An 18808-nucleotide genomic window follows, 5' to 3' on the forward strand; every position below is an offset into this window, starting at 1 on the left:
GGCGCGGCGCTCACAGCGAGGTCTCCGAGGCACCGCCGTCGAGCCGGATGGTCTCGGCGTTGACGAAGCGCGCGGCGTCGCTGGCCAGGAAGCAGATCGCGTCGGCGATGTCCGCCACCGTGCCCAGCCGGCCCAGCGGCGTGCGCGCGATGCGCCGTGCATCGAGCTCGGCATTGCGGTGCTTGGCCGTGCCCTCGGTCGGCACGGCACCGGGCGCGACGGCGTTGACACGGATGCGCCTTGCGCCGAGGTCGACCGCCGCCGCACGCGTGAGGCCCAGCACGCCGGCCTTCAGGCCGCTGTAGACGACGGAACGCATGGGCGACTTGAAGGCTGCGATCGAGGCCACGTTGACGATGGCGCCGCCGCGTTGCGGATCCATGGCCTCGGCCGCGGCCTGCATGCCCCAGACCACGGACTTGAAGCCGATCTCCACCATGCGGTCCATGACCTCGGGCGTGATCTCGGGCAGCGGCTGGTAGCGCACCCAGGCCGCGTTGTTGACGAGCACGTCGAGCCGGCCGGCCTCGCGCGCCAGCCGCTGCACGGCGACGTGCATGCCTTCGCGTGTGGACACGTCCTGTGCGATGGCGATGGCCTGGCCGCCGGCCGCGCGGATCTCGGCCACGGTGTCCTCGACGAACTCGGGCTTGAGGTCGTTCACGCCCACGGTGGCGCCGAGCGCTGCCATGGCGCGCGCCGTGGCGCGGCCGATGCCGTGGCCGGCGCCGCTGATGAAGGCCACGCGGCCGTGCAGCGCGCTGGCTGCCTGGGGGTCAGACATGGTGTTCGGTCTCCTGGGAACGCGGGGAGGGCACCAGCAGGGCGTCGAGCGCGAACGCGCCCTGGCCCTGGGCCAGCACCACCAGCGGGTTGATGTCGATCTCGGCCACGCTGTGGGCATGCGCCGCGGCGAAGCGCGACAGACTGGCGACGGCACGCGCCGCAGCGGCCACGTCGGCCTTGGCGCGGCCGCGCGCGCCGTCCAGCAAGGGGAAGGTCTTGAGCGAGCGCAGCATGGCCTCGGCCTGGGCTTCGCTGACCGGGGCCGTCTGCAAGGCCACGTCCTGGAACACCTCGGCGTAGATGCCGCCCAGGCCGACCATGACCATGGGGCCGAACACCGGGTCCTTCTTGGTGCCCAGGATCAGCTCGGTGCCCTGCGGCGCCATCTGCGCCACCAGCACGCCCGTGATGCGGGCCTGCGGCGCGTTCTGCGTCACGCGCGCCAGCAGCGCGTCGTATTCGGCTTCGAGCTGGGCCGGCGTGCGCACGCCGACCACCACGCCGCCGACCTCGGTCTTGTGCGCGATGTCGGGCGAGACGATCTTGAGCACCACCGGGAAACCGATGTCCTGTGCCGCGGCCAGCGCGGCCGCGCGCGTGGCGGCCGTGGCCTCGCGCAGCACGGGCAGGCCGGCGGCGGCCAGCACGGCCTTGGCCGAGGCCTCGTCGGCGAAGGCGCGCGCATCCAGCGGGGCGGCAGCGGCCGGCGCGGGCGCCGCCGCAGGCCGTGCGCCGGCCTGCCGGCCCAGCTGCACGAGTGCGGCCAGCGTCGCGCAGGCCGCGTCCAGGCCCTCGACCGTGGGAAAGCCCAGCGCGTGCAGCTGCTGCGCGACCTCGCGCGGCGCGCGGCTGCACACCAGCAGCGTGCGCGCCGGATGGGCCTCGCGCAGCCGGCGCAGCGCGGCCAGGAACACGTCGCGCAGCCGGGGCATGTTGAAGGCATTGGCCGATTGCAGCAGCAGCGCGTCGCAGCTGTCGTCGGCCGCCACGGCGTCCAGCACCTCGGCCAGCAGTTCGGGCCGGCTCGAGACCTGGGCCGTCATGTCCACCGGGTTGGCGGGCGAGGCGAAGGGCACGGCCGCCAGGATGCGGGCGCGCGTGGCTTCTTGCAACGGTGCCAGCGTGAGGCCCTGGGCGCTGGCGGCGTCGGCCAGCAGCACGCCGAAGCCGCCCGAGGCCGTCAGCACGGCCACGCGTCCGCCGCGCGGCGCGCGCGGCACGCCGACGACCGAGATCGCCAGGCCCACCTCGATGAGCTGCTCGATGCTGGGCACCCGGATCGCGCCGCCGTTGCGCAGCACCACGTCGAACACCGCGTCGGAGCCGGCCAGCGCACCCGTGTGCGAGGCTGCGGCGGCGCTGCCCGCATCCGACACGCCGACCTTGAGCACCACCACCGGCTTGCCGGCTTCGCGCGCCAGCGCCAGCGCGCGCACCAGGCGCGGGCCGTCGCGGCAGGTTTCCATGCAGCACAGGATCACGGAACTCACGTCGTCCAGCGCGAGCGCGGCGATCGCGTCGGCGATGTCCACGTCGCATTCGTTGCCCGTGGTCAGCAGCCGGCTGATGCCGGCGCCGCGCTCGGCCGCCACGCGCATGGCGTAGCTGCCCAGATTGCCGCTCTGCGAGACGATGCCCACCGCACCGGCGGCCGGGAAGCCGGCCTCCAGCGCGACCGAGAAGGTGGCGATGCTCTTCTCGTGCACGCCGATGGCGCCCAGGCAGTTGGGCCCGACGATGCGCATGCCCGAGGCACGCGCGATGTCGCCGATCTGCTGCTGCAAGGCCTGGCCGGCCGCGCCCATCTCGGAGAAGCCCGAGCTGATGACCACGGCCGCGCGCACGCCGCGCGCGGCACAGGCGCGGATGGCCTCGGGCACGCTTTCGGGCGGTGCGGTCACGACGGCCAGGTCGGGCGTCTCGGGCAGCTCGGCCACGCTGGCATAGGCCGGCAGCGATTGAACCGTGCCGCCCTTGCGGTTGACCGGGTAGACCGCGCCCGCGTAGCCGTAGCGTTGCAGGAACTGCAGCGGCCGCCCGCCGATCTTGGTGGGGTCGTCGGAGGCGCCGATCAGCGCGATGGACCGTGGCTTGAACACGGCCTCCAGGCCGCGGCCCACGTCGTGCCCTGCGGTCATGCCGTGCTCCGGCTCTGCAAGCGCGCCATTCATTTGCCCTTGTAGACCGGGGCACGCTTCTCGAGGAAGGCCATGCGGGCCTCCTTGGCGTCCTCGGTGCGCGACAGCGCCATCGTGATGTTCTGCTCGAAGCGGTAACCGTCGCGCTGGGGCATCAGGTCCATCATGTTGGCGGCCTGCTTGGCATAGGCCAGTGCCAGCGGGCTCTTGGCGGCCAGCTCGCGTGCCAGTTCCATGGCCGCAGGCATCAGCTGGTCCGCGGGCAGGACCTCGTCGAGCACGCCGCGGCGGTACAGCTCGGCCGCGGACACGCGCATGCCCGTGAAGAACATGCGTCGCGTGTAGGAGCGGCCGAGCAGGGTGCGCAGCATGGAGACGCCGCCAGCCAGGCCGACGTTGATCTCGGGCATGGCGAACGTGGCGTCCTCGGAGGCCAGGAAGATGTCGCACGCGGCCATGAGGCCGAAGCCGGCGCCCAGGGCCGGACCGTTGACCGCGGCGATGACGGGCTTGGCGCATTCGCGGATCGCGTTGCCGGTCTCGCGCGTCCAGCGGTTGTGCGCGAGGAAGTCGCCCGGCTTCTCGGGATCGGGCCGGTCCTTGAGGTCGGCGCCCGAGCAGAAGAACTTGCCGGTGCCGGTCAGCACGGCCACGCGCACGTCGCTGCGTTCGGAGACCTCGTCGAAGGCCTCGATCAGGCGCACGCGGGTGTCGCGCGCAAGCGCGTTGACGGGCGGCTTGTCCAGCCGCACGACGGCGATGTGGTCGGAAACTTCGAGGTGGATGCTCATGGTGCGCTCTTGGACAGAAGGGGTTGGGAAGTGGCGGCGGCGTGCCCATGCAGGTGCATGGCGTGGTAGAGCCGGTCGCCGTAGCGGAACTCCGAGGCCAGCAGGCGCTGCGCGAGGCGGGTGGCCAGCACCTCTTCGCTCATGCCCATGCCGCCGTGCATCTGGATCGCGGCCTCGGCGCAGGCGCGCGCCGTCTCGGCCAGCGAGAGCTTGGCCAGGCGCAGCGTGCGGCGCAGCGCCGGGCCGGCGCCGCCAGCGCTCTGGTGCTCGCCGAGCGCGTGCAGGAGCAGGCCGCGCGCGCCCAGGAAACGCACGTACATGTCGGCCGTGCGGTGGCGCAGCACCTGGAAGCTGGCCAGCGCCACGCCGAACTGGCGCCGCTCCTGCAGGTGGGCGATGGTGCGCTGGATCAGCGCGGCCAACGCCGCGACCGTGTCGGCCAGCGTCAACGCGAGCGCGGCGTTGTCGGCCTGTTCCAGCGCGGCCCGTGCCGCGGCGCCGCGCGCCAGACAGGCCCCCTCGGGCAGGGCCAGGTCCTCCAGGCGCACGTCGACGGCCTCGCGGCCTTCCATGCTGCGGTAGCGTGCGGCCGGCGCCGGCAGGCGCTCGCGTTCGATGAGGAACAGCGCAGGCTCGGCGCCGTCCAGCAGTGCGGGCACCAGCGCATGGCTGACGTCCGCCGACAGCTGCGTGCCGCGCACCAGGCCCGTGAGCGCGAAGCCGATGTCCAGGTGCCGCGCCGTGACGGCCGGCTGGTCCAGTGGGTCGGCCAGCGCAGCGAGCGGCGCGACCGCCACGTCGCCCTCGCACAGGGCCTGCAACCAACGCCTGGCCACCTCGGGCGCGGCGGCCTGCAGCAGCAAGGGCACGACGGCGCAGCGCTCGACCACGGGGAGCTGCACGCCATGCGTGGCCAGGCCTTCGACGATGGCGGCCAGGTCGGTCAGGCTGCCGCCCACGCCGCCGGCGGCCTCGGGCACCAGCGTGCAGGCCCAGCCCATCTGGGCGATCGCGTCACCGGCCTGCGGCGCGGCGGCCTGGTCCTGCGCGTAGCGGCTGGCCGCGTCGAGCAGCATGCCGGGGAACAAGGGGGGGAACGAGGAAGACATGCTCAGGCAGTTCCGAAGAGTTCGTTGGCGATCACGGTGCGCTGCACCTCGGAGGTGCCGCCGGCGATGGTGCGGGCGCGCGTGAACATGTAGTTCTGGATCCAGGTGGCCTCGGGCACGCCGGCGCTCTCGCCGTCGCCGCCCTCGGCCAGGAAGCGGTGCGCGGCATCGGGGCCCACGGCGTCCAGCGCGATGGTGGTGAGCCGCTGGGCCACGTCGGCGCAGGTCAGCTTGATGGCCGAAGGCTGCACGCCCAGCGGGCGCTGGTGGATCAGGTCGTCGGTGGCTTGTGCCATCAGCACGCGCGCGCCCTTGGAGTCGGCCTCGCAGAGCAGCAGCTTGTGCAGCAGGCCGCTGAAGTCGCGCCGGCCGGCGGCCTGGCGTGCGGCCTCTTCGACCAGGCGCGTGACCTGGCGGCGCACGAGTTCCAGCCGCGCCACGTTGGCCGGCGGCAGGCGTTCGCGCTCGAGCAGGTACTTGGCGCAGGTCCAGCCCTTGCCGGGCTCGCCGATCAGGTTGTCGGCGCGCACGCGCACTTCGTCGAAGAAGACCTCGTTGAGGTGGGGCCAGCCGTCGATGCTGCGGATGGGCCGCACCGTGATGCCGGGCGTGTCCATGGGCACGAGAACGAGCGAGATGCCTTCCTGCTTTTTCGCCTGCCTGGAGGTGCGCACCAGCATGTAGATCATGTTGGCCTCGTGCGCATGCGAGGTCCAGATCTTCTGGCCGTTGATGACGTAGTGCTCGCCGTCCAGCCGCGCGCTGGTCTGCAGCGAGGCCAGGTCCGAGCCCGCGCCGGGTTCGGAGTAGCCCTGGCAGTACCAGTCCGAGCCGTCCAGGATGCGCGGCAGCAGCCGCGCCTTCTGTTCGGCCGTGCCGAAGCGGATGATGACCGGCCCGATGTGGCCCAGGCCGTGGTGGTACAGCGGCGGGCAGTCGTTCTCGGCCATGACCTCCTCGAAGACCAGGCGCTGGCGGATGTCCCAGCCCGTGCCGCCGACCTCCTGGGGCCAGCCGGGGGCGCCCCAGCCCTTGTCGTGCAGGATCTGCTGCCAGCGCTGGTATTCGCGCTTGGTGACCTTGCGGCCCGCGGCCACGACGGCGCGGATCTCGGGCGGGCAGGCGCTGCGCGCGAAGGCCTGCAGTTCGCGGCGGAAGGCCGCGAGGCCCTCGTCCTCGCCGCGGGCGGTGTCGTCGGACATGGTGTCTCCTGGTTCGGTGTCGGTGGTCAGGCGCCGCTGCGCAGCGTCGTGATGAGTTCGTCCAGCGCGGCGGCGGCCCGGTCGGCATCGCGCGCGCGCAGCTGCTGCACGATGCGCCGGCGGATCGGGTAGAGGTCGGGCCGCGGCCGCACGGACAGCACATGGGTCATGCGCTCGCGCAGCACCGTGCCCATGGTCTGGGCCATGAGCAGCAGCGCCGCGTTGTGGCCGGCCATGGCGATCGCCGCGAAGAAGCGGCTGGCCGAGGCGATGCGTTCGGCCAGCGGGGCGGTGTCGGGGTGCTGCTCGATCGCGTCGACGGCGGCCTCGATGGCGTCGACCTCGGCCTCGCTCGCGCGTTCGCAGGCCAGGCGCAGCAGCGTGCCGTACAGCGTGCGGTAGGCCTCGTCGATGCCGGCCTGGTCGAGCTGGCCCTGCACCACGAGCTTGCGCAGCGATTCGGCCAGCACCATGTAGGCGCCGCGGTAGAACACCAGCGCGTGGTCGCTGCCGCCGCCGCCCATGTGGCGCACCTCACCGATCAGCACGTCGTGGTCGCCGGCCTCGTGGCAGGCGTAGCTGCTGCATTCGAAGCTGGCCAGGCAGTCGTCGAGCACGGGCAGGCCCAGCGCGCCGCTGTGCCAGCGCACGCCCTCGAACTTGTCCGCGATCTTGCTGGAGGCGAAGCGGCCCGACAGCGCGTCCTGGTCCTGCGACAGGATGTGGATCGCGAAGCCGCGGCCGGCGGCGAAGGCCGCGCGCAGGCTGCTCTGCTTGCGCAGGCTGAACAGCACCAGCGGCGGCTCCAGCGAAACCGAGCTGAAGGAGTTGCAGGTCAGCCCCACGGGGCTGCCGTCGGCCGCGCGCGTGGTGATGACCGCCACGCCCGTGGGAAAGCAGCCCAGCAGCTGGCGGAACTGCGCCGGCTCGATGGCGCGGACGAGGGGCTCGGCGGTGGCGCTGGTCATGGCCGGGTCTCGCGTGCGCCGCGCCTCAGGCCGCGGCCAGTTCGGCGGCGGGTGCGGGCACGTGCGGCGGGTCGTTGGCGATCTCCTGCTGCACGGTGGGAATGATGACCTTGGCCCACAGCGCCAGCTGCTTGAGCATGGTCGGGTGGTCGAAGTCGCCCATCTGGGTCTGGAAGCAGTAGTGCACCGGCTTGAGCGTGCGGATCTCGTGGACCACGCGCTCGATCACGGTATCGACCGAGCCCACGGGCAGCAGCGCGCGCGACTCCTCGATCGAGGGCTCGCCCTCGACGATGCCTTCCTCGACCTGGTAGTCGTCGGCGATCTGCGCGGTGCGGCGCTTCAGGCTGACCGCGATGCGGCGCTGGTAGCGCGAGCACTCGAGGTAGGCGTCGACCTCGGCCTGGTTGTCGCTCGCGTAGGCGGCGCGCAGCAGCCCGACCGGCACCTGGGCCGGGTTCTTGCCTTCGGCGCGCGCAACCTTGTCGATCAGGCTGCGCGTGGCGTGCAGCTTCTCCAGGCCGCCGTCGCCGCCAGAGACGAAGACATGGTGGCCGCCGCGCACGGCGCGCGCAACGAAGGCCGGGTCCACGCTCGTGATCCAGGTCGGCGGCATGGGCTTTTGCACGGCGCGCTGGCTGATCGCGCTCATCGGCTGCTGGTAGAACTGGCCGGCGTAGCTGAACTTGGGTTGCGTGAGGCCCAGCTCCAGCATGTCCAGCATCTCGAAGGTGCGCTGCTTGGCCGTGTCCAGCGAAACGCCGAAGCGCTCGAACTCGAAGTGCTGGTAGCCCGAGCCGATCCCCAGGTTCAGCCGGCCATCGGACAGCTGGTCGACCATGGCCACGTCGGCGATCAAGCGGGCCGGGGTGTAGAGCGGCGCCACCACGATGCCGGTGCCGAGCCGGATCTTCTTCGTGACGGCCGCGCAGTGGGCGATCATGGTCAGCGGCGACGAGCACATGCCGTAGTTGCTGAAGTGGTGTTCTGCGTACCATGCGGCGCCGAAACCGAGTTCGTCGGCCACGCGGGTCTGCTCCACCGCATCGCGGAGGATCTGGTACGAGGTCTTATGCTTGTTGCGCTGCTGCATCAGAATGAAGATTCCGAAATCCATCACGGGCTCCTTGTTGCGATTGGCTTGCGACGATCTTAGGAACGCATCCCCTGCGCGGCGCGCCATGCCGCGCACAGCTTCTTTGCAACTTCTGAAATGAGACAAGCCGGTGCGCGGCCGTGCGGCGCACCGGGCACAAGGACCATGAAAGCACTCGATTCGCTACGGATCTTCGTGATCACCCAGCGCAAGGGCAGCCTGTCGGCCGCGGCGCGCAGCCTCGCGCTCTCGCCGGCCACGATCTCGCGCCGCATCAGCGCGCTGGAGGAGGAGCTCGGCGTGCAGCTGGTCGACCGCACCAGCCGCAACCTCAAAGTCACCGAGGCCGGGCAGGCCTTTCTCGAACATGCCGAGCACGTGCTGGAAGCCATGGCCGCGGCCGAGCAGGCCGCGCGCGATGCGCGCCAGCGGCCCGAGGGCCGGCTGCGCATCCACTCGCGCACGCAGATCGGCATCCGCGTGATCGCGCCGCTGCTGCCGCGCTTCGCCCAGCAGTACCCGGACATCCAGGTCGAGTACGAGCTCTCCGAGCACCCGGTCAACATCGTCGAGCAGGATTTCGACATCGACATCCGCACCGGCGAGTCGAACGACTCGGGCTTCGTGATCAAGCGGCTTCTGAGCAGCGACGAGGTGCTCGTGGCCAGCCCCGCGTTCGCGCAGCGCCATGCACGCATCCGCCATCCGAACGACCTGGCACGCCTGCCCTGCCTGACCTACCGGCGCGAGCAGGAGGCCACGACCTGGAAGTACATCGACGCCGAGGGTGCGCAGCAGGAGCTCGCGATCAAGGGCGTGCTGAGCTCCAACAACGGCGAGGTGCTGCGCCTGGCCGCCATGGGCGGCATGGGCATCGCGCTGCTGTCCGAATCGGCCGTGCGGGCCGACATCCAGGCCGGCACGCTGGTGCGGCTGCTCGCGGACTACCGCTTCGCGGTGCGCCAGTTCTCCAACGGCGTGTTCGCGGTGTTCCGCCAGCACCGCACGCTGCCGCTCAAGGTGCGGGCCTTCGTGGACTTCATGGCCGAGGCCCTGCGCGAGCCGACCGCGCGCGGCTGAGCGACACGACCGCGATCCCAGCGCGCGGAAGGCCTGGGTGCTTGTTCAGTGGGGGCGACCGAACACCTGGGTCGGCAGGCCGGGCGCCGGCAGGCCCTCGACCGCGAACAGTCCGCCGTCGTGCGGCCGCGTGCCGGCCAGGCGCACGCTGCGCGAGATCGAGGTCACGTAGGCCGTCGCCAGCTGCGGCCCGGCGAAGCAAAGGCTGGTGGGGTAGCTCAGCGGCAGCGCGACGCGGCGTTCCAGCCGCCCGTCGGGCGCGAAGCGTGCGAGTTCGCCCGTGCGGACGAGCGCGGTCCACAGGTGGCCCTCGGCATCCACCGTGGCGCCGTCGGGGCCGGAGCCCAGCGCCTCGGTCTGCGCGAACACGCGCCGGCCTGCGAGCGCACGCTCGGGGTGGTAGTCGAAAGACCAGATGGTGCGCGCCGCGCTGTCGGCCACGTAGAGCGTCCGGCCGTCGGGGCTGAAGCAGGGGCCGTTGGTCAGCGCGAAGCCCTCGGCCAGCTTCTCGAGGCGGGCATCGGGCCGCAGCCGGTACAGGCCGCCGAGCAGCGGTGCATCGGCCGCACGGTTGTAGTGCAAGGTGCCGGCGATGAAGTTGCCCCAGGCGTCGCATTTGCCGTCGTTGAGCCGCACGTCGGGGTGGTCGCAATCGATGCGGGCCAGCGTCGCCAACTGCCGCGTCCCGTAGTCGTAGCGCGCGAAGCGGTGCTGCAAGGCCACGACCACGGCGTCGTCGCGGCACGGCGCCACCGCGCCGATCGGGGCCGGCAGGCTGTGGGTCTCGCGCGCGCCGCTGGCAGGCCACCAGCGGTGCAGGGTGCCGGCCAGCGCATCGATCCAGGCCAGCGCCCCGGTGCGCGCGTCCCAGCAGGGGCTTTCGCCGAGCCGGTCCAGGCTGTCTCCGATCCGGATGGTGTGCATCTCCCGCATGGCGGCCAGTGTGGCCGGATTCCCCTGCGCCGCCGGCGTCCTGGCGCAAAGCTGCTTTGCAGCGGCTGTGGCCATGGCGGCGCCGCCGGTCGGCGCCGGTCCGCGGGACGTGCACGACCTGGAAAGCAGCTTTTCACTCTTTGCCGTGCGGGCACCGGTTCCGCGCCTAAGCTGCCTGGGCACGGCGCAGCGCGGACGCCGCCCACCGACCGACAACGAGACAAGACAGGAGACACCATGAGCATTCGCCGAACCCTTGCGACGCTGGCCCTGGGCCTGTGCGGCGCCCTGGCGGCCGTCCCGGCCCTGGCGCAGCAGACCACCCGCATCGTCGTGCCGTTCGCGGCCGGCGGTGGCACCGACCAGTACGTGCGCCTGCTGGCGGCCGAACTCGGCAAGCACGGCATGCAGGTGATCGTGGAGAACAAGCCGGGCGCCAGCGGCATCGTCGCGGCCGACCACGTGGCGCGCGCGCGGCCCGACGGGCTGACCGTGCTGATGACCTCGATGAGCATCCTGGTCACCAACACCGTCCTGTACGACAAGCTGCCCTACGATCCGGTCAAGGACTTCGCCTCGGTGTCGCAGATCGCCTACCAGCCGGCGATCCTGGTCGGGCGGCCCGATTTGCCCTACAAGAACATCCAGGAGATGGTGGCCTACGCCAAGGCCCACCCCGGCAAGATCAACCGTGGCTCGCCGGGCGCCTCCATCCTGACCAACCTCGCGCCGCTGGCGTTCGAGCAGCAGGTCGGCATCCGCACCATGCACATCCCGTTCAACGGCGACACGCCGGGCCTGCAGGCGCTGCTGGGCGGGCAGACCGACGTACACGGCACCTCCATCACGGGGCCGCTGCCGCACATCAAGGCCGGCAAGATGGTGGTGCTGGGCGTGATGGACAGCAAGCGCCTGCCGCAGGTGCCCGATGCGCCGACCTTCAAGGAACAGGGCTACGACATCGAGGCGCTGCTCGCGTACGCGCTGTCGGTGCCGGCGGCCACGCCCAAGGACGTGATCGAGCGGCTCAACCGTGCGGTCAACCAGGTCATCGCCGACCCCGACTTCGTGGTGCGCGCCCGCGCCATGGGCATGGAGCCGCGCGGCGGCACGCCGCAGGAGCTGAACCGCTTCATCAAGACCGAGTCCGAACGCTGGCTGCCGCTGCTGCAAAGCCTGAACCTGCCCAGGCAGGGGCAGTGACGGGGCCGGCAGGCGCCGGCGCTGCGCGGCGGGGGCGCCGTCGCCGGGCGCGCGCCCTCAGGGCTTCTCGCCCTCGCGCAGGCGGACGGCGATGGCATCGAGCACGGGCAGCAGGTCTGCCACCGAATCGATGACGTAGTGCGCGCCGGCGCTGGTCAGCTGGGCCGTGGCCGCGGCACGCCGCTCCTGCTGCGCGGCCGGTGGCAGCGCGTTCCAGGCGTTGAGGTCCAGGCCCACGGCGTTGCCGCTGACGGCCACGCCCACTGTCCAGGTGCCGGCGTTCAGGCCCTCCTGGATGCCGACCCCGGTGTCGTCGACCTTGACCACCGTGGCCGGCCACCAGATGCCCAGGTCGGCGAAGCAGCGCCACATCATGAGCGGGGAGGGCCGGCCCGCGGCCAGATCGCCCGCGCAGACCAGGTTGTCGGGCACGTAGCCCGCCTGGGCGGCGATCGGCAGCACGCGCTCCATGATGGGCCGGTTGTAGCCCGTGGTGGAACCGATCCGCAGGCCGCGCGCACGCACACCGGCGATGGTGTCCAGCGCGCCCGGGATGAAGTCGGCGAAGTCGGTCACCACGGCCGCGTTCAGCGGCGTGAAGACCTCGTAGAGCCGGTCCACGTCGGCATCGACGAAGGGCCGGCCATGGCGTTGCTGCCACTGCGCGGCGATTTCCGGCAGCCGGCCCAGGGCCTGGATGTGGTCCCATTTGGCCAGGCCCATGGGGCCGCGGGCCTGCGCGATCGTGAGCCTGATGCCGAACTGCTCGAACAGCCGCACGAAGGCGCCCATGGGCGCGCAGGAACCGAAGTCCAGCACGGTGCCGGCCCAGTCGAACACGACGGCGCGCAGCGCGCGGGGATCGGCCGCGGTGGAGGGGGAGGGGGATGTGGTCATCGCTTGCGTCTTTCGAAAGGAGCTCACCAGGCGTCCAGCACCTCTTCGGCGATGCCGAAGGCGGTGCTGGCACCCGTGCCGCTGGTCACGAGCACCACGCGCGTGGCCTCGTTGGGTCGGTCGATCAGGCAGTCGGTCTCGGCCGAGGAAGGATAAACGCCGACCCAGCGTTCGCGCACCTTGCACGAGCGCAGCCGCAGCGTGGCGCGCAGGTGCTGCAGGATCAGTGCGTCCACACGCTCCTGCGCGAAGGGCTCGGGCGCGGCGCCGTAATGGTGCGAATCGCCGACCACGAGCGAGCCGTCGGCGCTCTGCACCACGATCAGGTGGATGCCGTGTTCCAGCGATTCGGCGTGCTCGCGGCGCAGCTGCGCCAGCAGCGGCGCAGCCGCGGGCAGCCGGCTGTAGCCGTGGTAGCGCACCAGGCTCAGGTCGGCCATCACCGCGCCCGGCAGCCGAAAGCCGGGCTCGGGCTCCACGCGCAGCATCTGCAGCTGGCACAGCCGCAGCCCGTGCGGCGCCAGCCGCTCGGCGAACAGGCCGTGCAGCTCGGTGTTGGTGCAGACCACCACGCGCTCGCCGAACAGCAGGCCGCGCGCCGTGCGCACGCGCGGCGTGGCCACCTCCAGCACCGCCTCGCCGAAGCGGAACACCACGCCATGGGCCTCGGCCAGCCAGCGCGCGAGCAGGCCGATGGCGGTGCGCGATTCCACGCGCATCTCGTGCGGGCTGTACAGCACCGCCTGGGCGCCGTCCAGCTGCAGGGCCGGGGCGCGGCGCGCGGCCTCGGCCGGCTCCAGCAGTTCGCAGCCCTGGGCCATCTCGGTCGCCATGAAGGCCTGCAGCACGGGCAGCGCGAGCGGGTGCGAAGCCATGAGGTACAGGCCGTGGTGCAGGGCCGCGATGCCGGCCCGCGGCGCGACCTCGCCCCAGACCTCGCGCGCGCGCCGGGCGCGGCGCCAGGTGTCGCCCGCGCCCTGGCCCGTGACCGTGATGAAGCCGAAATTGCGGACCGAGGCGCCGACGCAGACGGCGTCGCGCTCGACCACGCAGACCTTGAGTCCGCGCCGCGCCGCGGTGTAGGCATGGGCCAGGCCGACGATGCCGGCGCCGACCACGACGAGGTCGAAATGGGATGCGGAGGAGGAAGCCACGGTGTTCAGGGGATGGGAGGGAAGGGCGGGCTGTGCAGGCGCAGCACGGGCCAGCGGCGCGCCGCGGCCTCCTGCGCCAGCCGCGCATCGGGATCGACCGCCACCGGGGCGCCCGCCGCCAGCAGCAGCGGCAGGTCGTTGATGGAGTCGCTGTAGAAGGTGGCGCCGGCCAGCGCGGCATCGGCGTCCTGGCCGCGCGCGGCCAGCCATGCGCGCAGGCGCTGCAGCTTGCCCTCGCGCATGTTGGGCGCGCCCGCCAGGCGGCCCGTGAAGCGGCCGTCGGCGCCTTGTTCGAGTTCGGTCGCGATCAGGTGTTCGAAGCCCAGCGCCCGGGCCGATGCTTGGGCGAGGATGCGGCTGGTGGCCGTGGTCAGCACCAGCAGGTCGCCGGCCGCGCGGTGCTGCTGCACCAGCGCGTGGGCCGCCGCGGGCAGGCGCGCCTGCAGCACGTCCTGCGCGAAGCCGTGCAGCAGCGGCGCCCATTGGGCCGGGCTGCGCCCTGCGAGCGTGGCGGCGTAGAAGGCGCAGAACGCCAGGGGCTGGACCAGGCCGGCGTCGTACTGGCGCGCCATCTCGGCGTTGCGCTCGGCCAGCCAGGGGGCCAGCGCGCCGTGCGCGAGCAGGTACTGCACCCACAGCACCTCGCTGTCGCCGCACAGCAGCGTGTTGTCGAGGTCGAACAAGGCCAGCCGCGCCATCAGCCGCGCCCCCGCCAGGCCTGGGTGCGGCGCTCGACCAGCCGGCCCAGGCCCAGGTAGAACAGCGTGACCAGCGCCGAGGTGCCGGCGATCAGCACGGCCATGGCCGCGGCGGCGCCGGTGTCGCCGGCCTCGTCCAGGTTCAGGATGGCGACGGAGGCCAGCCGGGTGTCGGGCGAATACAGGAACACCACGGCCGAGATCGTCGTCATCGCGTTGACGAAGAAGTAGCGCGACACGTCCAGCAGCACGGGCAGGCAGATCGGCAGCGTCACGCGCCGCAAGGTGGTGAACAGCGGCACCTTGAGCGAGGCCGACACGGCCTCGAACTCGGCGTCCAGCGCCTTCAGCGCCGTCACCACCGTCACATGGCCCGTGGTGTAGAAGTGCACTACCGTGCACAGCACCATGAGCGGCAGCGTCTGGTACAGCCCGTTCAGTGGATTGCCGGGCGCGTTGAAGAAGAAGATGTAGCCCAGGCCCAGCACCAGACCCGGCACGGCCATGGGCAGCATGGCCAGCAGGCGTACCACGGGGCGCAGCGCGTCCAGGCCGCGTGTCTTCTCGAGCAGGTAGGCGCTCGCGAACACCACCAGCGGGCCCAGCAGCGCGGTCCAGCCGGCCAGCTGCAGGCTGTTGCGCAGCGCGTCGCCGAGCCCGGCGTCGACCAGGCCGGCCACGTAGTGGTCCAGGCTGAAGGCGAGGTTGTAGGGCCACAGCTTGGCGAAGGAGGCGAACACCGCCATGCCGAACATGGCCAGCACCAGCGCCGCGACGGCCAGGCAGTACAGCGTCATCGCGGTGTCGAAGCCGCGGGCCGGCCGCGGCACCAGAGCCACGGCGCGCGCCGTCAGCGTGGCGCTCTGGCGGCGCTGCACCAGCAGGTCGACGCCGAAGGTCAGCACGGCCGGCAACAGCAGCAGCAGGGCCACCACGGCGCCGCGCTGGAAATCCTGCTGGCCGATCACGAGCTTGAACACGTCGGTCGCCAGCATGTTGAAGTTGCCGCCCACCACCTTGGGGATGCCGAAGTCGGTGATGACCAGCGTGAAGCAGACCAGCGCGGCCGAGACCAGCCCGTACTTGGCGCTGGGCAGCGTGACCGTGATGAACCTGCGCAGCGTGCCCGTGCCCAGCGCGTCGGCCGCTTCGTACAGCCGCGCGTCGGCCAGCGACAGTGCCGTGACCAGGATCATCAGCACATGCGGAAAGGTGGCGAAGCACTGGGCCAGCACGATGCCGGGCGCGCCGTAGATGCCGTCCAGGCCCAGGCCCCGCCAGAAGTCCCTGGCCACGCCCTGGTTGCCGAACCAGTAGATCAGCGAGATCGCCGAGAGCAGCGAGGGCGCCAGCAGCGGCAGCAGCATCACGCTGCGCAGCCATGGCTTGGCCGGCATGCAGCTGCGCGTGAGCGCGTAGGCGAACACGAAGGCCAGCGGCAGCACGATGGCCGTGACGAGCGCGGAGACCCACACGCTGTTCCACAGGCTGGTCAGCAAGCCGGGCGAGGCCAGGTAGGCCGCGAACGCGCCCCGGCCGGAGACGGCCGCACCCGGCGGCGCGTCCAGCGCCTGGGACAGGATCAGCGCGAGCGGCGCCACCAGGCCGATGCCGAGGAAGGCCACCACGCCGAGCAGGCCCAGGCTGGCCGGCGGCGCGCCGCCGCGCAGACGTGGCGGCGTGGCCGTGGCCGCGGTGGCCGCACCGTTCATGCGGCGGCGTCCACGGGGAACACGCGCAGCCGGTCGGCACGCAGCGCGAAGCGCACGTTGCCACCCTCGCGCACGCCGAACTCGTCCACCTGGTTCAGCGAGTACTGCAACTGCTGCGGCTGGCCCGGCAGACCCTCCACCTCCACCTCGGCCAGGCAGTTGCCGCCCAAAAACTCGATGTGGCGCACGGTGCCGGCGCAGTGCAGCGGGTCGTCTTCGCGCAGGCTTTCCACCACGCGGTCTTCCGGCCGCCAGTACAGCGCCACCTCGCGCCCCGGCGCCACGGCCGTGCCGTCGGCCGGCGTGCATTGCAGGCGCTTGTCGCCGCAGCGGAACCAATGGCCGCCCTCGGCCACGGCCTGCAGGCGGTTGACCTTGCCGACGAAGTTGGCGACGAAGGGGGAGGCCGGCTCGCGGTAGACCTGCAGCGGCGTTCCGACCTGCTCGATCACGCCGTGGTTCATGACCACGATGCGGTCGGCGATCGACAAGGCCTCCTCCTGGTCGTGCGTGACCATGATGGTGGTCACCCCGAGCCGGCGCTGCAACGCGCGGATCTCGTTGCGCAGGTGCATGCGCACGGTGGCGTCCAGCGCCGACAGCGGCTCGTCCAGCAGCAGCAGCCCCGGCGAGGTGGCCAGTGCCCGCGCGAGCGCGATGCGCTGCTGCTGGCCGCCCGACATCTGGGCCGGGTACCTGGCGCCGCTGCCGGGCAGGCCCACCAGGTCCAGCAGCTCGGCCACGCGCGCGGCCACGGCGGCGCGCGGCTGGCGCCGGTTCACGAGGCCGTAGCCCACGTTCTGCGCCACCGTGAGGTTGGGGAACAGCGCGTAGGACTGGAACATGATGCCGTAGTCGCGCTCGGCCGGCGGCAGCTGCGAGATGTCGCGCCCGGCCTGCACGATCCGGCCGGTGCTCTGCGTCTCCAGGCCGGCCACGATGCGCAGCAGCGTGGTCTTGCCGCAGCCCGAGGGGCCCAGGAAGCAGACGAACTCGCCGCGCCGGATCGACAGGTCGATGCCCTGCAGCGCCGTGAACGCGCCGAAGCGCTTGTGGATGCCCCGCAGCGCGAGGTAGGCGTCCTGGTCCATCGCAGCTCCGGTCTTACTTCTTGGCTTCGCTCTTGGCGTCGTAGCGCTGCGCCCACTCGGCCAGCACGCGGTCGCGACCGGCGGCGGCCTGGTTGAAGTCCAGCTTGATCAGGCGCGCTTCGTAGTCGTCCGGGATGTTGGCCAGCTTGGGCGCCACGCCGGGCTGCGCGGTGATCGCGAAGTTCCTGCCGTACAGGATCATGGCGTCCTTGGACGAGGCCCAGTCGGCCAGCTTCTTCGCGGCGTCCAGCTTCTTCGTGCCCTTGTAGATGCCGAAGGCCTCCAGGTCCCAGCCCAGGCCTTCCTTGGGGAACACGAGCTCGATCGGCGCGCCCTTGAGCTTGTTGGTGTGGCCGCGGTATTCGAAGGAGATGCCGGCCACGTACTCGCCGGCGGCCGCCATGTTGCAGGGCTTGGAGCCCGAATGCGTGTACTGCGCGATGTTCTGGTGCAGCGCGTCCATGTATTTCCAGCCGCCGCCCTTGCCGCCGTCGTCGCCCCACATCTGCAGCCAGGACACCACGTCCAGGTAGCCCGTGCCCGAGGAGGCCGGGTTGGGCATCACCACCTGGCCCTTGAACTCGGGCTTGGTGAGGTCCTTCCAACTCGTGGGCAGCGCGATGTTCTTCTTCTTCGCCTCCACCGTGTTGAAGCACACCGTGGCGCCGAACACGTTCATGCCGAACCAGGCGGGCGTCGCCTTCTTGTCGCGGTAGGCCGGCATGATCGCGTCCAGGTTCAGCGGCGCGTAGGGCTCCAGCATGCCGTTGCGGTCGAACAGCGCCATGCTGGTCGCGGCCACGCCCATCACCACGTCGGCCTGCGGGTTGGCCTTCTCGGCCAGCAGCTTGGCCGTGATCACGCCCGTGGAATCGCGCACCCACTTGATCTCGATCTCCGGATGCTGGCGGTTGAAGGCTTCCTGGTAGGCCTTGAGCTGGTCGGTCTCCAGCGCGGTGTAGACCGTCAGCTGCTGCTTCTGGGCATGGGCTGCGCTGGCGAGGACGAGGCCGGTCGCGGCGACCGACAGCAGCCTGGTGGCGAATTTCATCAAGGGCTCCGGGTTGGGGAAAAGCCGGACTTTGGCGGCCCAAGAAGTCATCCTCATGACATGTTCGTCAAGCAAAATCGGGGCCACGATGGTCAATTGTCTTTTGCAGATCGTAGACAATCTGCCATTGCCAGACCCCACGCAAAGAGGTTCCATGCCCACCACCGCCACCGTCCACGAAGCCATCGCCCAGCTGCAGGGCACCTCGCTCGCCAGCCTGGTCCAGAACGAACTGGAGCGCATGATCGTGGCCGGCGAGCTGCAGCCCGGCGCCAAGCTGACCGAGCAGACCGTGGCCGGCCAGCTCGGCGTGTCGCGCGGGCCGGTGCGCGAAGCCTTCCGCATGCTGGAGGAGGCGGGCCTGGTGCGCACCGAGAAGAACCGCGGCGTGTTCGTGCGCCACATCGCGCTCGACGAGGCGCTCGAGATCTTCGAGTTGCGCGCGGTCATGGAGATGTACATCGGGCGCAAGCTCGCGGAGATCTGCACGGCCGCACAGGTGAAGGCGCTGCGCGCGCTGGTCGACAGCATGGACCAGGCCAGCAAGGCCGGCGACGCGGCCGAGTTCCACCGCGTCAACCTGGCCTTCCATGACAGCCTGCTGCAGCTGGCGGGCAACGCCAAGTTCGCGGCCGTGTACCGCCGCTTGATCCGCGAGCTCTCGCTGATCCGGCGCAGGAACCTCACGCCCGAATCGATGGCGCACTACGCGCGCGAGCACCGGCAGATCGTCAGGGCGATCGCCGCGCGCAACGCCGAGGCGGCAGGCCAGGCCATGTTCGACCATGTGATGAACAGCCGCGAACGCACGCTCATGAACGACGTCGGCCAGAAGAACTGAAATGAAACCACCCCGTTACCGTGAAAGCCGTCCAGCAAGCGGGCGAACTGGAGCCTGC

17 protein-coding genes are annotated in these 18808 nt (G+C 71.4%); 3 read left to right on the top strand and 14 right to left on the bottom strand.

The genetic code is table 11. The features are described from left to right. Nucleotides 1-10: 10 nt before the first annotated feature. The 7 genes from IE209_RS14570 to IE209_RS14600 are packed head-to-tail and all read right to left on the bottom strand — an operon-like array spanning nucleotide 11 to nucleotide 8111. The gene (locus IE209_RS14570; RefSeq protein ID WP_189687672.1) at nucleotides 11-784 is read right to left on the bottom strand and encodes an SDR family NAD(P)-dependent oxidoreductase; all 774 of its coding nucleotides are present in this window, start codon (nucleotides 782-784) and stop codon (nucleotides 11-13) included. Continuing rightward, nucleotides 777-2924 (bottom strand): acetate--CoA ligase family protein, encoded by a 2148-nt coding sequence (locus IE209_RS14575; RefSeq protein WP_189687673.1) that lies wholly within the window; start codon nucleotides 2922-2924, stop codon nucleotides 777-779. The genes IE209_RS14570 and IE209_RS14575 overlap by 8 nt, the downstream gene beginning before the upstream one ends. A 29-nt stretch (nucleotides 2925-2953) precedes the next feature. Beyond that, nucleotides 2954-3715 (bottom strand): enoyl-CoA hydratase/isomerase family protein, encoded by a 762-nt coding sequence (locus IE209_RS14580; protein ID WP_189687674.1) that lies wholly within the window; start codon nucleotides 3713-3715, stop codon nucleotides 2954-2956. Then, the gene (locus IE209_RS14585; RefSeq protein ID WP_189687675.1) at nucleotides 3712-4824 is read right to left on the bottom strand and encodes an acyl-CoA dehydrogenase family protein; all 1113 of its coding nucleotides are present in this window, start codon (nucleotides 4822-4824) and stop codon (nucleotides 3712-3714) included. The genes IE209_RS14580 and IE209_RS14585 overlap by 4 nt, the downstream gene beginning before the upstream one ends. A gap of 2 nt (nucleotides 4825-4826) precedes the next feature. Continuing rightward, nucleotides 4827-6026: an acyl-CoA dehydrogenase family protein gene (locus IE209_RS14590; RefSeq protein ID WP_189687676.1), complete on the bottom strand. Its 1200-nt coding sequence runs from the start codon at nucleotides 6024-6026 to the stop codon at nucleotides 4827-4829. Nucleotides 6027-6052: 26 nt separating this feature from the next. Beyond that, the gene (locus IE209_RS14595) at nucleotides 6053-6994 is read right to left on the bottom strand and encodes a flavin reductase (protein ID WP_189687677.1); all 942 of its coding nucleotides are present in this window, start codon (nucleotides 6992-6994) and stop codon (nucleotides 6053-6055) included. Between the two features lie 25 nt (nucleotides 6995-7019). Next, nucleotides 7020-8111 (bottom strand): LLM class flavin-dependent oxidoreductase, encoded by a 1092-nt coding sequence (locus IE209_RS14600; RefSeq protein ID WP_189687678.1) that lies wholly within the window; start codon nucleotides 8109-8111, stop codon nucleotides 7020-7022. 144 nt (nucleotides 8112-8255) lie between these two features. Here IE209_RS14600 and IE209_RS14605 point away from each other — a divergent pair, with 144 nt between their 5' ends. Further along, entirely contained in the window at nucleotides 8256-9170 is a 915-nt protein-coding gene (locus tag IE209_RS14605; RefSeq protein ID WP_189687679.1) for a LysR family transcriptional regulator, read from the top strand. A 45-nt stretch (nucleotides 9171-9215) separates the two neighbouring features. Here IE209_RS14605 and IE209_RS14610 read toward each other — a convergent pair whose 3' ends face one another. Further along, nucleotides 9216-10094: an SMP-30/gluconolactonase/LRE family protein gene (locus tag IE209_RS14610; RefSeq protein WP_229882852.1), complete on the bottom strand. Its 879-nt coding sequence runs from the start codon at nucleotides 10092-10094 to the stop codon at nucleotides 9216-9218. Nucleotides 10095-10340: 246 nt separating this feature from the next. Between IE209_RS14610 and IE209_RS14615 the strand changes: the two genes are divergently transcribed. Further along, nucleotides 10341-11306 (top strand): Bug family tripartite tricarboxylate transporter substrate binding protein, encoded by a 966-nt coding sequence (locus tag IE209_RS14615; protein ID WP_189687681.1) that lies wholly within the window; start codon nucleotides 10341-10343, stop codon nucleotides 11304-11306. 57 nt (nucleotides 11307-11363) lie between these two features. On the opposite strand, the gene phnX is transcribed toward IE209_RS14615, so the two are convergent. Genes phnX through IE209_RS14645 form a run of 6 tightly spaced genes read right to left on the bottom strand, consistent with a single transcriptional unit; the run spans nucleotide 11364 to nucleotide 17909 of the window. Further along, nucleotides 11364-12203 (bottom strand): phosphonoacetaldehyde hydrolase, encoded by an 840-nt coding sequence (gene phnX, locus IE209_RS14620; RefSeq protein WP_189687682.1) that lies wholly within the window; start codon nucleotides 12201-12203, stop codon nucleotides 11364-11366. 23 nt (nucleotides 12204-12226) lie between these two features. Beyond that, complete coding sequence (locus tag IE209_RS14625; RefSeq protein ID WP_189687683.1) at nucleotides 12227-13357, bottom strand: TIGR03364 family FAD-dependent oxidoreductase; 1131 nt, start codon at nucleotides 13355-13357, stop codon at nucleotides 12227-12229. Between the two features lie 5 nt (nucleotides 13358-13362). Then, nucleotides 13363-14055 carry an HAD family hydrolase gene (locus IE209_RS14630; protein ID WP_189687684.1) on the bottom strand — a complete coding sequence of 231 codons (693 nt, stop codon included), beginning with the start codon at nucleotides 14053-14055 and terminating at the stop codon, nucleotides 13363-13365. Further along, entirely contained in the window at nucleotides 14055-15767 is a 1713-nt protein-coding gene (locus IE209_RS14635; RefSeq protein WP_189687685.1) for a putative 2-aminoethylphosphonate ABC transporter permease subunit, read from the bottom strand. The genes IE209_RS14630 and IE209_RS14635 overlap by 1 nt, the downstream gene beginning before the upstream one ends. Further along, nucleotides 15764-16858, bottom strand: a complete 1095-nt coding sequence (locus IE209_RS14640; protein ID WP_189687686.1) for a putative 2-aminoethylphosphonate ABC transporter ATP-binding protein — start codon at nucleotides 16856-16858, stop codon at nucleotides 15764-15766. Before IE209_RS14640 ends, IE209_RS14635 begins: the two co-directional genes overlap by 4 nt. 13 nt (nucleotides 16859-16871) lie before the next feature. Continuing rightward, a complete protein-coding gene (locus IE209_RS14645) occupies nucleotides 16872-17909 on the bottom strand; it encodes a putative 2-aminoethylphosphonate ABC transporter substrate-binding protein (RefSeq protein WP_189687687.1) in 1038 nt (345 codons plus the stop codon). Nucleotides 17910-18063: 154 nt separating this feature from the next. On the opposite strand from IE209_RS14645, the gene IE209_RS14650 reads away from it, so the two are divergent. Beyond that, nucleotides 18064-18750, top strand: coding sequence for a phosphonate utilization associated transcriptional regulator (locus IE209_RS14650; protein ID WP_189687688.1), 687 nt, complete (start codon nucleotides 18064-18066; stop codon nucleotides 18748-18750). The last annotated feature ends 58 nt before the right edge of the window (nucleotides 18751-18808 follow it).

It is taken from the genome of Pseudorhodoferax aquiterrae, assembly GCF_014652235.1.
Classification (GTDB): Bacteria; Pseudomonadota; Gammaproteobacteria; order Burkholderiales; family Burkholderiaceae_C; genus Pseudorhodoferax; species Pseudorhodoferax aquiterrae.

Coding starts and splice junctions, on each gene's coding strand:
- IE209_RS14650 (WP_189687688.1), top strand. CDS start 18,064: ATGCCCACCACCGCCACCGTCCACGAAGCCATCGCCCAGCTGCAGGGC.
- IE209_RS14570 (WP_189687672.1), bottom strand. CDS start 784: ATGTCTGACCCCCAGGCAGCCAGCGCGCTGCACGGCCGCGTGGCCTTC.
- IE209_RS14585 (WP_189687675.1), bottom strand. CDS start 4,824: ATGTCTTCCTCGTTCCCCCCCTTGTTCCCCGGCATGCTGCTCGACGCG.
- IE209_RS14580 (WP_189687674.1), bottom strand. CDS start 3,715: ATGAGCATCCACCTCGAAGTTTCCGACCACATCGCCGTCGTGCGGCTG.
- phnX (WP_189687682.1), bottom strand. CDS start 12,203: ATGACCACATCCCCCTCCCCCTCCACCGCGGCCGATCCCCGCGCGCTG.
- IE209_RS14590 (WP_189687676.1), bottom strand. CDS start 6,026: ATGTCCGACGACACCGCCCGCGGCGAGGACGAGGGCCTCGCGGCCTTC.
- IE209_RS14600 (WP_189687678.1), bottom strand. CDS start 8,111: ATGGATTTCGGAATCTTCATTCTGATGCAGCAGCGCAACAAGCATAAG.
- IE209_RS14605 (WP_189687679.1), top strand. CDS start 8,256: ATGAAAGCACTCGATTCGCTACGGATCTTCGTGATCACCCAGCGCAAG.
- IE209_RS14575 (WP_189687673.1), bottom strand. CDS start 2,924: ATGACCGCAGGGCACGACGTGGGCCGCGGCCTGGAGGCCGTGTTCAAG.
- IE209_RS14645 (WP_189687687.1), bottom strand. CDS start 17,909: ATGAAATTCGCCACCAGGCTGCTGTCGGTCGCCGCGACCGGCCTCGTC.
- IE209_RS14630 (WP_189687684.1), bottom strand. CDS start 14,055: ATGGCGCGGCTGGCCTTGTTCGACCTCGACAACACGCTGCTGTGCGGC.
- IE209_RS14635 (WP_189687685.1), bottom strand. CDS start 15,767: ATGAACGGTGCGGCCACCGCGGCCACGGCCACGCCGCCACGTCTGCGC.
- IE209_RS14640 (WP_189687686.1), bottom strand. CDS start 16,858: ATGGACCAGGACGCCTACCTCGCGCTGCGGGGCATCCACAAGCGCTTC.
- IE209_RS14595 (WP_189687677.1), bottom strand. CDS start 6,994: ATGACCAGCGCCACCGCCGAGCCCCTCGTCCGCGCCATCGAGCCGGCG.
- IE209_RS14610 (WP_229882852.1), bottom strand. CDS start 10,094: ATGCACACCATCCGGATCGGAGACAGCCTGGACCGGCTCGGCGAAAGC.
- IE209_RS14615 (WP_189687681.1), top strand. CDS start 10,341: ATGAGCATTCGCCGAACCCTTGCGACGCTGGCCCTGGGCCTGTGCGGC.